Below are 13,996 nucleotides of genomic sequence, written 5' to 3'. Positions count from 1 at the left end.
ATTGGAAATGAAATGCCTTTTTGGGCTCGGGAGCCTGAGAGAACCTGCACCCATATATAACATGATTGTTAATGATGTATCGATTGAATTCAAACACAGAATTTATAATGAAACGAGTTCAATGAAATTCAGTTGAGTTCGTAATGAAATTCAGTTGAGTTCGTAATGAAATTCAGTTGAGTTCGTAATGAAATTCAGTTGAGTTCGTAATGAAATTCAGTTGAGTTCGTAATGAAATTCAGTTGAGTTCGTAACGAAATCGAATAAAAATTCAGAATGAGAATTGCGAGCGTGATTGGCAAAAAGTATTTCTGATAAATACACTTTCAGGACTGTATTCAACTGGAAAAAAGAGTCTATAAGTTGAATCAGTCGCCAAAAGACAAGAAGGAGATTTAATACAATGACAACCGGGTCAACAGAAAAAGTTAATGGCGCCAGGGCATTGATAAAGTGCCTTGAAATGGAGGGTGTTGACACTCTCTTTGGGTATCCGGGGGGGCAGATCATCCCCTTTTACGACGAACTCTATGATTCAGATCTGCGCCACATACTCGTACGCCACGAACAGGCAGCAGCCCATGCTGCAGACGGATATGCCCGCGCAACGGGAAAGACCGGGGTCTGTGTTTCCACCTCAGGTCCCGGAGCAACCAACCTGGTAACAGGCATTGCTACCGCATATATGGACTCAGTGCCAATGGTAGCCTTAACCGGTCAGGTCCCCAGTTCTATGATAGGGAATGATGCCTTCCAGGAATCTGACATCAGGGGAATTACCCAGCCTATTACCAAGCACAACTACCTCGTACAGGACCCGAACGAGCTTCCCAGAATCATGAAAGAAGCCTTTCACATCGCTTCCACCGGAAGGCCCGGCCCGGTATTAGTAGACCTTCCAAAAGACATCCAGATCTCCGAAATTGACTTCTCCTACCCCGAGAAAGTGGAACTCAGGGGGTACAAACCCACCTACAAAGGCAACCTCCAGCAGGTGAAAAGGGCTGCCGAGGAAATTGCAAAAGCCTCCCGTCCTATCATTTACGCCGGGGGCGGGGTGATAACTTCGAATGCAGCCGCAGAACTGGTTAGATTTGCCGAAACAATTATGGCTCCCGTGACCACGACCCTTACGGGGATCGGGGCCATTCCGACCGAGCACCCCCTGAACCTGGGGATGCTGGGGATGCACGGGACCAAATATGCAAACTATGCAATCCAGGAATCCGACCTGTTAATTGCGGTTGGTGCAAGGTTTGACGACCGGGTGACCGGAAAGCTGGAAGCCTTTGCCCCGAATGCCAGGGTCATTCACATTGACATCGACCCCGCGGAGATATCCAAGAACGTGCCCGTCAACATCCCGATTGTGGGAGATGCAAAACATATCCTCAAGGCCCTTACCAAATACGTCAAATGCTGCAACTCCGAATTCTGGCTTGCAAAGATAATCGAATGGAAAACGGAATTTCCGCTCAGCTACAGGAAGGAATCGGACGTTATCAAGCCTCAGTTCGTCGTGGAACAGATTTCGGAAGTCTGTAAGGATGCGATCGTTGTCACCGAAGTCGGGCAGCACCAGATGTGGGCAGCTCAGTACTTCAAGTTCAGCGAGCCCAGGACTTTCCTTACCTCAGGAGGCCTGGGGACCATGGGCTACGGCTACCCGGCAGCCATCGGAGCTAAGGTCGGGAGGCCTGACAAGGTGGTCGTCGATATTTCAGGAGACGGCTCTTTCCAGATGAACTCCCAGGAACTTGCCACAGCAGTGCAAAACGACATCCCGGTCATTGCCGTGATCCTGAACAACGGCTACCTGGGAATGGTCCGGCAGTGGCAGGAACTCTTCTTTGACCGGAGATATTCCTGCACCGACATCGCCGGCAGCGTTGACTTTGTGAAACTTGCTGAAGCATACGGGGCTCTCGGGATCAGGGCTGAAAAGCCGTCCGAAGTCAGGCCGGCAATCGAGGAAGCTGTCAAATCCGGCAGGCCTGCAGTTGTTGACGTGATAATCGAGTGTGAGGCAAATGTTTCCCCTATGGTCCCGGCAGGGGCTGCAATTAATGAAATCCTTGACCTGGAGGACTGAATATGAAACACACACTTGCGGTTCTGGTTGAGAACAGGTCAGGGGTTCTTTCAAGGGTCTCATCCCTCTTCTCGAGGCGTGGCTACAACATCGATAGCCTGGCAGTGGGCGTTACCGAAGACCCCACGGTTTCCAGGATTACTATTGTGGTCCATGGGGATGACAGTGTGCTCGAGCAGGTCAAGAAACAGCTCAACAAACTGGTCGATGTGATCAAGGTCTCGGACCTTGCAAGCGAAGACACCGTGGGACGGGAACTGGCGCTTTTCAAGGTCTCAGCCGATGAGAACTCCAGGGCGGAAATCATGCAGATCACCGATATCTTCAGGGCTCGTATAGTGGACGTGGGCCCGAAATCTGTTATTGTGGAAGTCACGGGGGATGAAGATAAGATCCTGGCAATCGAAAACCTGTTCTACAAGTTCGGTATTAAGGAGATGGTCCGGACCGGAAAGATCGCCATAGCTCGCGGTTCAAAGAAGGTTTAAATATTAAAGGGCAGTTACAAAGAGGTAACTGCTCAATTATTTTTTCATAAAAAGGGATCTCCTGGTCCGGATATTTTAGTGGTTCCGGATAAGGTGCAAACCCTCCAAAAAGCAGGAATTTTCCTGAAAAGCGAGGAAAATTTTTAAAAAATGCAGGTGATTTTTTCATCGAAGAATTAAATAATTCATATAGAAATTCGATCAAGTGTAAATCAATTCTAACAAACATAAAGAACTTCTAACAAACATAAAGAACTTCTAACAAACATAAAGGACTTCTATCAAACATAAGATATTTGTGAGGAGATGCAAGCAATGGCAAATATAATTTATGACGATGACACCACCTTTGATGCGCTTAAGGACAAGACTATTGCAATAATGGGCTACGGCAGCCAGGGACACGCCCATGCCCTCAACCTCCACGAGTCCGGGCTCAATGTGGTCGTAGGGCTCAGGGAAAACAGTTCCAGCCGCGCAAAAGCCGAAGCTGACGGCCTTAAGGTCATGACCGTGGAAGAAGCCGCAAAAGCCGCAGACGTTATCATGGTTCTCCTGCCCGATGAGAAACAGGCAGGGGTCTACTACTCTGAAATCGAGCCCAACCTCGAAGCCGGAAACGCTCTCGCTTTTGCCCACGGCTTTAACATCCACTACAGCCAGATCGTACCCCCTAAGGACGTGGACGTCTTTATGGCAGCTCCCAAGGGTCCCGGACACATTGTCAGGAGAACCTACACCGAAGGCATCGGAGTTCCCGGCCTTATCGCCGTCTACCAGGACGCAAGCGGAAACGCAAGGGACATTGCCCTGGCCTACGCCAAGGGAATCGGGGCTACCCGGGCAGGCGTCTACGAGACAACCTTCAGGGAAGAAACCGAGACCGACCTCTTCGGGGAACAGGTGGACCTCTGCGGAGGAGTCGCATCCCTTATCAAGACAGCTTTTGAAGTCCTGGTGGAAGCCGGGTACCAGCCCGAGATGGCCTACTTCGAGACCTGTCACGAAGTCAAGCTCATCGTTGACCTTATCTACGAAGGCGGCCTCGAGAGGATGTGGCACTCTGTCTCCAACACCGCAGAATACGGCGGCATGACCGTCGGTCCCCAGGTCATCAACGACGAGTCCCGGGAAGCTATGTACCTGGCCCTTGAGAGGATTCAGAACGGGGAATTCGCCAAAGAATTCATCCTTGAAGGCATGACCAACCACCCCGTGCTCAAAGCCATGGAACGCCAGGATCAGGAGCACCCGCTCGAAATCGTCGGCAAGGAAATCAGGGCAAACATCCCCTGGCTCAACAAGAAGATCGACGACGACTGATCCTGAAAGAAAATACATACCTTAATTTACTTTTTTAACTTTCCTGTCCGGGGTCGGGTTTCCGATCCCACCGGGATTTTTTGGCAGGTTCATCTGCCAGACAGTTGATTTTTTTGCCGCTTAATTTCAGCCATTGAACCGAAAGTTCATAAGCCTGAACTTCAAAATTCAATCCGGAGGGAAATAATGCCAGTAACAGGAGATAGCAAGGTAATTGACACCATTCTCAAGAGGCGGAGTGTCCGGGAGTTTACGGAAAGCCCTGTAAGTACAGAAGATATCAACAGCATCCTCAACGCCGGGCGCTGGTCCCCATCCGGCTTGAACAACCAGCCCTGGCGCTTTATTGTTGTCCGGGAAAAGGATACCATTATGCAGCTTTCGGAATGCACGCACTATACGAAAGTAGTTGTCGGTGCCCCGCTTCTGATTGCTGTCTACCTGGACACGGAACATTCCTATAATCATACAAAGGACGTCCAGGCAGTCGGCGCCGCCATTCAGAACATGCTCCTTGCCGTCTGCGAACTGGGCCTGGGAGCTGTGTGGCTGGGAGAAATCCTGAAACAGGGCGACAGGGTGAACTCGATTCTGGAATGCCCGGCAAGCTTTGAGCTCATGGCAGTGCTCGCAATCGGGCAACCGGTCCCAAAGGAGAGGACATCCCCGCGGAAAGAGCTGAACGAGCTTGTTTTTGAGGAAAAATACGGGAAGGTCTGGGAAGGATAAAAGCCCGGGAAAATTACTTTCATAAAAAAACTGACGTATGTTTATCCATGCATTAGGATACACATGCGAGGATACACATACGTCGCAGAATCTCTTTTTTTCCCACTTCTTATTAAATTTACCAACTCATAGTTTTTTCTTCTGGTATCCTACAAAAATTGCCCCTGACAGCAGCATTACGGATGCAATCGCGATGATATCCGACGGTGAGATGGGCATGTTGCCAGAATCCCCTGATTTTTCCGGTGATTCCTTTTTCATTTCATACCCTTCCACGTAGTTTGCATCGGAAGTGGACCTCGCTTGCATATCCGGCTGAGGGTTCTTTTCAAGTTCAGCGCCGTATCCTCCCTCTGCCATCAGGCTTTGGTTGGAAATGCCGCCCTCCGAGCTCCGTGCCTCTTCAGCAGATATGACTGTAGCGCTACCCGTGCCGCTTCCTCCGGTGTTTTTCCCGGCTTTTTGTGAAGAGTCGCTGTCCTTTTTGCTGCTCGAGCTTCCCGGAAGGTTCGGGTTCCCGCAGATGTTCTGGCTGCAGGCTTTCCCATGGGTCTCAACTGATTCCAGGTATGCACTTGTCAGAGTGTCTACTACTTCATCCGAAGGTTCCCAGTACCCTTTGTCAATTGCTTCGAGCATGGTGGCAACCATGTTCTGGTAGGCATACGGGTTTTCTGCATAAAACGCCTCTTTCAGTCCCATTTCATATTTGTCAAGGATAATGGTTTCGTAAATATCGTTCCACATGTACTCCTTGACAACGTCGGGAGTTGTTACCTGGAAACCGTACAGGTTATCCACCATTTCGGCTATTTCTTTCAATCCGGAGTAATCGGACCCGACCATTCCTTCCAGGTAGAAGGGGTTTTCTATCCTGCTGCGGAGTTCTTTGGCAATGAAGGTACCAAGCCCTTCAATTTTCGGGTCTCCTCTGAGGTTTGCAACCAATACTTCCGGAGCCTCTCCGGAAACTGCCTGGACTGCTGCCGAAAGCCCTCCTACGTACTGGAAAAAGTCGTCATTGTCAAGCACTCCGTAGAGGCTTGAGGAACGGCTGTTGATTACGACGTCGGTGCCGTTCAAGTTCTCCCTGAAGATAGACTCGTAGTTCCCCAGGTAGTGCATGAAGCCTTCACTGTCGACCGTGTACAGGTTTGCCATCCGGAAGATGTAGAGGTTGCCGATAGTTTCGGTTCCGTTTTCAGAGTTCCAGTCGGTGCCTCCTGCTCCTATTTCCTTTTCTATGCCTACACCATAGCCGCCGGGTGGCGGGGCAAAGATCCTGACGGCGGCCAGTTCTCCGGCCAGTTCTTCAAAAGTTCCGGAAAACTCCGGGATTTCTGCCATGTAGGTGTCAAGGATTTTTTGCTGTTCCTCAGGGTCCATTGCAAGGAGGGCTTCTTCGATTTCCAGGGTATGTTTTTTAACGTAGTTATCTTCAGGGGCTTCTTCAAGTCCTGAAATTGTGTGCGTTGCCGTATCAAGCAACCTTATCTGGTACTGGAGGGTGTCCCTGTAAAGCCCGGAGATCGTGATCACCACGTCCACGCGGGGGCGGTTTACGGTTGTCCCGTCGGGGAGTGTAATTTTCAGGTCTTCAAGGGGTGTAACTCCCACCTTGTCGTTGTAAACCTTGCTGAAAGCCCCGTAGGAGTAGTAAAATTCGGGCTCTGCCCCCATAAGCCTCAGGGTCATCGCTTCCATTACCCCTTTGTGCCGCAGGGTCTCAACAGACCAGAGACAGACGCCTACTTTTTCCGGGAACTCCCCATTTTCGGAATAATACCGCAACAGCATCTCGTCTGCTAGTTCTTTTCCTGTTTCCCAGGTCTCGGGGTTTGGAATCTTCTTTGACTCAAAGCCGTAGTAGTTCCTGCCCGTTGGAAGCACGTTCGGGTTGTTTACCGGGTCTCCCTGTTCGCTCGGGAGAATATACCCGCCGTCCAAAGCGTGGGTAAAGGACGTAAGTTCCCCTGACGTGTTCAGCAGGAACAGGGTCTTGTTTGCCGTTTCGAATGTCTCGTTGAGGGTGTCGAGTTCTTCAGGGCTCAGGCTGCGGTTCAGGTGCTCTTCCAACGCTTCTGTAAACAAGCGGCTTTCCGGGCTGCAGTTCTCGATGGATAATGCGAGCCAGTTGCTAAGGTTTTCAGCGTTTGAGCTCTCTTCCAGAACCTCGATTCCTCCGGCACTTACCGCGTCTACGTCATATCCGAGCAGAGTGCAGGAAGTGTTCATAAGCAGGTCCGCATGCATGGTTTCAAGGAACATCGCAGCTTTTTCTCCCTCCGGGCTCTGCCCGAAGGTATGGGTCCCGTAAGGAATCGTTTCGGCGCTTATCTCTTCCAGGTATTCTACAATCTCATCAAGGGCTTCTTCAAAGTTCTCATCCGTTACCGTAAGTTCCAGGTCTTCATCAACGGTACTGTTATTGAGTAGTTCGATGACCGCATTTTTCGTTTCGTTCATCCCGGTCTCGTACCCACTCTGCCTGTACTCCTGGTAGTCCCTCAGGTAGTTTTTCAGCTCGGTAAGGTCCCCGTAGACTCCGCTTTTTGCAATCGGCGGGGTCAGGTGGCTGATCAGGGTTGCATATCCCCGGCGCTTTGCCTGGATTCCCTCCCCTGCCCCGTCCACGATGTAGGGGTAAATATTGGGGACGTCCCCGAGGAGAAGGTCCGGATAGCTCGTTGCGTTCAGGCAGACCATTTTCCCGGGCAGCCATTCCTGGGTCCCGTGCCTGCCCACGTGTACCACGGCTTCAGCCCCGAAACCTCCCTCTTCTGGCGGGTGCTGGAGCCAGAGGTAGAAGGCCATGTACTGATGAGGCGGCGCAATGTTCAGGTCATGGTAAAGCCTGTCAGTATCTTCTTCCCAGCCTCTTGCCGGTTCCGGAGTAAGGATCATGTTTCCGTTTTTGATTATAGGGATGACAATGTAATCTTTTCCTTCCCTGTTTACTACCATCATTTTCCCTGGAGCCTCTCCCCAGCTGTTGACCACGTCGTTTCTGATACTTTCAGGCAGTTCGTTGAACCAGCTTTCATACAAATTGGCATCAAGCAGGACTATCGAATCGTCCTCGATTCCTGCCTCCACCAGGGCATCCAGTTCTTCCGGAGCCCAGGTCCCGACGTTCCTTCCTTTCTCAAGGATTTCGGTATGCAGTTCTTCAGGGGTCATATTCTGTACCCCGTACCCTTCGGCCCTGAGCGAGTCAAGCATAAGGGAAAGGGATTCAAAAAGGTTCAGGTAACTTGCCCCAACATTCTGTTTTCCGGGTGGGTGGTTGAAGTAGATAATGGCTATTCTTTTTTCCTCTTCCGGACTGTGCCGGAGGTCTGCAAAGGCTTCTGCCTGCCCCAGCATGCGGTCTACCCTGTCCGGGATGGGGTAACAGAAACAATCGTCTTCTGTAAGCTTTGCTTCCACGGGGATCGGGCAGATCACCCCATCAATTTCGGGCTGGTCAAGTTTCCAGGTTATTGAAGCTCCATTCATACCGTAAGGGTTTTTCTCCCATCCCTCCTGGGTCTGGTAGGTGAGTTTCACCGCTTTGAGAACTGGCACGTCGCTTTGATCCAGCACCTTATGTTTGTCCGTGGCTCCGAATAAGAGGAAGCTGATAATTGAATCAACTTTCATGGTCTCATTGGAGTTATCGTAGAAACGGTTTATTGGCTCTTCCCAGGGCACGTAACTTGCCACCACGTTATACCCGTCTTCTTCTAGGTCCCGGATCATAGCGTCTTCGGTATGGAGCGCTCCTTCCTGGTAGTCCCGGTAGTACATGGCAATCCCTATCCACTTATCTGAAGGGTTGTAGTGCCCGCTTGACCTGTACCACTCGTTATACTCCTCCCGATTCTGGCACAGATGTTTGTAGAAGTCGCCTTTATATTCGCAACCCGGATAATCAGGATGATAGATTGCATCCGGAGGGACTGTCATGGTGGGTTTAACGAAAGGCTCCAGGTCCGGCCTGGAATCTGTTTCATTCGCGATGTAGATAAACATCCTGACCAGGTTTTCCGGAAGCACTGTCCTCCAGTACCCGGGTGGGTCCGAATATTTGCTGAAGAGTTTCTCAGTTACATTCTTGCCATCTTCGACATTCAGGAAGTAAGGGTTCTGAGCCGAAAAGCCTCCTATCCCTAGGACCTTTACGTCTCTTTCCCCGGCAGCATCAATCTGTTCTTTGTACAGTCCGTACTGCGCATCTGCAACGTACTCAAAAAGAACATCTCCTTTCCATGCCTCAATTTCCTCATTCACAAAAGCAGCCTGGGAAGGGTCTCTTGCGACTTTTTGCATTGCCGATATGTTTGCAAACCGGCAGTCTATCCCATATTCGGAAATCTCACCCCTGACACTTTCGATCGTCCCCCAGTTTGGGAGCACCACCAGCAGGATGGAGGTTCTCAGGGGCTCTACGTTTCCGTCAAGGTCTGTCCTCCCGTCAAGCTCCACTGCCGTGTAAACCAGGAGGTTTTCGAGGTTTTCAGCCGTCCAGGTCCAGTAGAGGCTTGCGTTCTCCTGCACAGGTGCCGGCACGCTGGAGAGATAGGATGATTCGTTAGTAAAGGCAATGCGCTGTCCTGCAATGTCGCCGCTGGCAATCGCATACTCAAGATATGTCAGGTTTTCATTCCCACTGACGTCGATTAGTATAATGTCCGCACTGATAGGACTTCCGTCAAGAGGGAACTGGTAGGTGCTGACGTTTATCGAGGATGTTGAGTTGTTTATCAGGGTATGGGGAGTCTCTGCATCCGTCAGGTAAGCAAAGGTCGTCTCTCCGCTCGGAGGGGCAGATAAAGTACTTTCCCCTTCTTCAGTGAAGGTCTCAGCTCCTGCGCTTGCCGCAGATGCAAGAAACAGTATCATCAGAACTAATGTCACTACTTTTATTGCCTGGGTTTTTAGAATCAGGCCTCTAAAGTTTCCACCTTTTCTTCTATTTTTCCGGTGGCTGTGGTTCAGTATATTATCTTTCATAATGTAACTCCTTCTACTCCATAAATATCCTTTTTGAATCCCTATTTGCTAATTGTTATTAAATTTTATCAAAATATTATGTTTTACTCATATTATATGGCTTATTTATGCCATTAATTATTATATTTATTAAAATTAGTATTCAAAATGGTTTGAATTCTTTAGAAGGAGCAGGATTTTCAAAAATGGGTTTATCAGAATTCAAAAGTCAAGTTCAGCCTTCAAGTTCAACATTCAATATCTGAAAAATCAGGAATTATTTTGGCAGGGCGAGGATTAAATTTATAAGCTACTTCGCACTATAGACAGCCAGTTAGACCCCGAGGGGTTTACATGATAAAGGCCTGTGGTGTAGTGGATATCACTGGGGCCTCCGGAGCCCCGAACCTGGGTTCGATTCCCAGCAGGCCTGTCCTGATTTCTTTAAAAAAGTATCCGGGTTTACATTCCCGGATTTATTTAAGTTTTCTGTCTTATTTGGCATGAAAGTCCCGGGCTACTTTCATATTTTGGGCCTGTAATTCGGGAATTTCATGTGTGTTTTTATGGTTCTGGTTTTTATGGCAAGAGGAAGAGGAAGGAGAAGAAAATCCGGCACTTTTGATAATTTTTCCCGGAATATGCAGCGCCCTGTTATGAATGTCGGAGGAAATAACATTTCACTCCTTCAGGTGTTGCTCATATCAATTATCCTGTACTTCCTGCTAAGGTTTCTGCTGCCTATTATATGGATTCTCTTTTTAATCCTTATTCTGGTTGTGCTTTTAAAGGTAGTGCTGAAAATGCTTTGATCTTCCTGTCGCAAGATTTCCGAGTAAATCCCTAAATTGTTTCCTGAATCCTGCATTTTAGTCGTCCGTATATCCCTTCGGTCATCGCGCTATCTTTTATAGTTATTTGTCTGCCTTTTTGGTCATCCTGGTGTATATTATAGTTGTCTGTGTGACCTTTTTATCCATTCGGATGACCATTTTGTCCATTCTGATGCCCTTTCTATTGTTAGTCTTTATATTCAAAATGTTTCAGTGTTAGAATTCAATTTTCATGTGTCATTTTTGGAATAGGCTGTCTGCTTCGCAGCCGGTGAGAGCTCTGCCACCTGATAAGCAGCTCAAAAAAGGTTTTCATAGATAAGTTGATGCCGGATTTACGTTTGCTTCGTTCGAGTGCAGGGCAACGAAAATTAAGGATTCAGGGATTAAAAATAGTTCCGGAACTGGTGGAATAAATCCTTAAATTCAAAAAAAGTTTGAGAAATGAGGGGCTGAAAAAGTTTTTTCAGCTCTCTTTTCTCCTGTTTTTTATTTCACTTTTCCTTCAAATACTCGTCAATAGCCTTTGCCGCGTTCTTTCCCGCTCCCATGGCGCTGATGACGGTTGCGGCTCCTGTTACGACGTCTCCGCCGGCAAAGACTCCGCACTTGGAGGTCGCTCCGGTTTCGTCTTCGGCAACGACGGTGCCTCTCCTGTTCTGCTCCAGGCCTTCGGAACCTTTAAAAATTATCGGGTTCGGGGAGGTGCCGATGGCTATGATGACCACGTCGGCGTCGATGATGAATTCCGAGCCTTCCACCGGAACAGGGCTTCTCCTGCCTGAGGCGTCGGGTTCTCCGAGTTCCATTTTGATGCATTCTACGCCTTTGACGTTGAATTTGTCATCGCCCAGGATTCGGGTCGGGTTTGCAAGGAGCCTGAGGGTGATTCCTTCTTCTTTTGCGTGCTCGATTTCTTCCCTGCGGGCGGGCATTTCTTCTTCCCCGCGGCGGTAGACGACACTGACTTCTTCGGCACCCAGGCGGAGAGCTGAGCGGGCGGAGTCCATTGCAACGTTTCCTCCCCCGACGACTACCACATGCTTCCCGCGCCTGACCACGGTATCGTAGTTCGGGTCGTAGGCTTTCATGAGGTTGACCCTTGTCAGGAATTCGTTTGCGGAATACACGCCGTTTAAGTTTTCGCCTTCAATACCCATGAACCTGGGAAGGCCTGCGCCCGTGCCAAGGAAGACTGCGTCGAACTCCTCACAGAGCTGGTCCAGGGTCTTGATCCGGCCGATGATGTAGTTGGGCTTGATCTCGACGCCGAGCTCTTTGATGTACTCGACTTCTTGCCTTACGATTTCCTTGGGAAGCCTGAACTCGGGGATGCCGTAACTCAGGACTCCTCCGGTTTTGTGCAGGGATTCAAAGATTGTTACTTTGTGTCCCTGTTTTGCAAGGTCGGCTGCGGCGGTGAGGCCAGCCGGGCCCGAGCCCACAACTGCCACTGTCCTGCCCGAGGATTCCGGGATTTCGGGGACACGGGTATCCGGGGCAGTGGAGGCACCAGTGCCTTTTTCGCGCTCGTAATCGGCACAGAAACGTTCAAGCCTTCCGATGGCAACGGGTTCACTCTTCTTCCCGAGTACACAGAGGGCTTCGCACTGGGACTCCTGGGGACAGACCCTGCCGCAGATTGCGGGGAGGGCGTTTGTAGCCTTGATCTTTTCAATTGCCCCTTCAAAGTCTTCTTCACAGATCAGCTTGATAAAGCCGGGGATGTCCACGTTTACGGGGCAGCCTTCCACACACTTAGGTTCCTTGCAGTTAAGGCAGCGGGAGGCTTCTGCAATTGCATCTTCTTTCGAATAGCCCAGGGCTACCTCTTCGAAATTTCCTGCCCTGACCTCAGGGGGCTGCTCGGGCATCGGAGTCCTGGTTTTCTTTTTCTCGCCGGTTTTCTCGCTCATTTTGAGTCCTCCTTCACTCCCAGTTTTAGTGCAGGCCGCACCTGCATTTATGTTCGTATTCTTCCGTGGCCTTTGTCTCATCGTCCCGGTACATGGAAAGCCGGTTCATGAGTTCGCCAAAGTCCACCTGCCGGGCGTCGAACTCGGGCCCGTCCACGCAGGTAAACTTTGTCTCCCCGCCTACGGTCACCCTGCAGCCGCCGCACATGCCCGTGCCGTCAACCATGATAGTGTTCAGGCTGACCAGGATTTCCACATCATAAGGGGCAGCCATTCCTGCGCCCACCTTCATCATGATGGGGGGACCTATTATCACTACCCTTGCCACCGGTTCGTCGCTGTCCAGGATATCCTTCATGATCTCGGTCACGAAACCGTGGTGCCCTTTGGACCCGTCATCGGTTGCAATGAACAGTTCGGAGCTGGCTTCCTGCATCTCAGCTTCAAGGATGAGGAGGTCTTTGTTGCGGGCGCCGATAATGGTGAGTACCCTGTTGCCCGCCTCTTTGTATGCCTTTGCCTGGGGATAGATCGGAGCAACCCCTACGCCGCCTCCAACAAGGATAACCGTTCCCAGTTTCCTGATATCTGCGGGAGTCCCGAGGGGTCCGACAAAGTCTTCCAGGGAGTCGCCTGCGGAAAGCTTTCCAAGCTGCTTTGTAGTCTTGCCCATTTCCTGAAAAATTACGGTGACTGTACCTTTCTCAGGGTCGAAGTCCGCAATCGTGAGGGGAATCCTTTCCCCCTCCTCATCGATTTTCAGGATTATGAACTGTCCGGCTTTTGCAGCCTTTGCCACGTCCGGGGCATCGATGACCGTCCGGTGCACCGACGGGGCGATTTCTTCCTTCTCAAGTATTTTATATGCCATGTGATCACATTTTCCTGATAAAACGTATCTGGTGAACAAAGCGAATAGATAAACTTAATTCTGGCGGATTTTCAGGCGGGAATCTTTACCCGGGAGCTTTCCCGCCCGGACTTTCAACTTATAATGGCTAATGGGATATATATTCTCCCAAATAATTTTTATTTATTTTACATGTTTTGCTTCTTTTTTTGCCCACTTTCTGCTTAATTTTTGGCAGCCTGCTTTTCCCGCACGAAATTTAATGAATCCTTGCCAACTGTTTCTATGTTTTTTATCCAGATCACAAAAATTTAATAAATCTCGTTGGTATATTTAGTTAGGGGATAAATCCCAGTTTGAATTTGTTTAAGGGGGTGATAGAATGGTTGAAGAGGAAAAACAAGAAACCGAAAAAGCAGAACCTGAAGTTGCAAAAGTCAGTCCTATACATTTGGAAGATGAACGTGGGGGCAAAAAGAAGCACCTTTTGAGTTGTGAGAAGACTCAATAAATTGCCAGAGCGGTTCAGAGGTCGAGTAAAGCAGCAGCAATACGGAATCATGAGCAAGCTGGACATTTAAAATTCCGGAAATTTAGTGCTATAAGTTAGCTTAACACTTTATCTGTTATTGATTAAGGGGGTTTTTAAGATGACAGAGGAAAAGAAAGCAGAAGAAAAGGCGGAAGAGAAAGAAGAGGTAGCGCACGTTGAACCCATTCACCCTAGTGAAAAGGAGCGTGGGGGCAAAAAGAGGAGTCTCCTCGATACCTGCAAGTAAAAAATATCTTTA

At 49.5% G+C, this 13,996-nt stretch carries 9 protein-coding genes and 1 tRNA gene; 7 read left to right on the top strand and 3 right to left on the bottom strand.

Features of this window, described 5'->3' with window-relative positions; translation table 11 throughout:
• The first annotated feature begins 403 nt into the window (after window positions 1-403).
• The 4 genes from ACSAZK_RS06190 (at window position 404) to ACSAZK_RS06175 (ending at window position 4,632) form a co-directional block, all read left to right on the top strand.
• On the top strand, window positions 404-2,092 hold the full coding sequence (locus ACSAZK_RS06190; RefSeq protein WP_440956502.1) for an acetolactate synthase large subunit: 1,689 nt from the start codon (window positions 404-406) through the stop codon (window positions 2,090-2,092).
• 2 nt (window positions 2,093-2,094) lie between these two features.
• Entirely contained in the window at window positions 2,095-2,580 is a 486-nt protein-coding gene (gene ilvN / locus ACSAZK_RS06185) for an acetolactate synthase small subunit (RefSeq protein WP_440956501.1), read from the top strand.
• Between the two features lie 315 nt (window positions 2,581-2,895).
• On the top strand, window positions 2,896-3,903 hold the full coding sequence (ilvC, locus tag ACSAZK_RS06180; RefSeq protein WP_440956500.1) for a ketol-acid reductoisomerase: 1,008 nt from the start codon (window positions 2,896-2,898) through the stop codon (window positions 3,901-3,903).
• 186 nt (window positions 3,904-4,089) lie between these two features.
• On the top strand, window positions 4,090-4,632 hold the full coding sequence (locus ACSAZK_RS06175; protein WP_440956499.1) for a nitroreductase family protein: 543 nt from the start codon (window positions 4,090-4,092) through the stop codon (window positions 4,630-4,632).
• A 126-nt stretch (window positions 4,633-4,758) separates the two neighbouring features.
• On the opposite strand, the gene ACSAZK_RS06170 is transcribed toward ACSAZK_RS06175, so the two are convergent.
• The gene (locus ACSAZK_RS06170; protein ID WP_440956498.1) at window positions 4,759-9,627 is read right to left on the bottom strand and encodes a cobaltochelatase subunit CobN; all 4,869 of its coding nucleotides are present in this window, start codon (window positions 9,625-9,627) and stop codon (window positions 4,759-4,761) included.
• 340 nt (window positions 9,628-9,967) lie between these two features.
• Between ACSAZK_RS06170 and ACSAZK_RS06165 the strand changes: the two genes are divergently transcribed.
• A tRNA-Arg gene (locus ACSAZK_RS06165) sits at window positions 9,968-10,039 on the top strand.
• A gap of 894 nt (window positions 10,040-10,933) precedes the next feature.
• On the opposite strand, the gene gltA is transcribed toward ACSAZK_RS06165, so the two are convergent.
• Window positions 10,934-12,355 (bottom strand): NADPH-dependent glutamate synthase, encoded by a 1,422-nt coding sequence (gene gltA / locus ACSAZK_RS06160; RefSeq protein ID WP_440956497.1) that lies wholly within the window; start codon window positions 12,353-12,355, stop codon window positions 10,934-10,936.
• Between the two features lie 25 nt (window positions 12,356-12,380).
• Entirely contained in the window at window positions 12,381-13,226 is an 846-nt protein-coding gene (locus ACSAZK_RS06155) for a sulfide/dihydroorotate dehydrogenase-like FAD/NAD-binding protein (protein ID WP_440956496.1), read from the bottom strand.
• Between the two features lie 361 nt (window positions 13,227-13,587).
• Here ACSAZK_RS06155 and ACSAZK_RS06150 point away from each other — a divergent pair, with 361 nt between their 5' ends.
• Together ACSAZK_RS06150 and ACSAZK_RS06145 are read left to right on the top strand one after the other, a co-directional pair.
• Complete coding sequence (locus ACSAZK_RS06150; protein WP_255351009.1) at window positions 13,588-13,716, top strand: hypothetical protein; 129 nt, start codon at window positions 13,588-13,590, stop codon at window positions 13,714-13,716.
• 139 nt (window positions 13,717-13,855) lie between these two features.
• A complete protein-coding gene (locus ACSAZK_RS06145; RefSeq protein ID WP_440956495.1) occupies window positions 13,856-13,984 on the top strand; it encodes a hypothetical protein in 129 nt (42 codons plus the stop codon).
• Window positions 13,985-13,996: the final 12 nt, after the last annotated feature.

Source organism: Methanosarcina sediminis, assembly GCF_052056915.1.
GTDB lineage: Archaea > Halobacteriota > Methanosarcinia > Methanosarcinales > Methanosarcinaceae > MTP4.
Note: the sequence above shows the minus strand (reverse complement) of the source record. Positions and strands in the feature narration are given on the sequence as shown.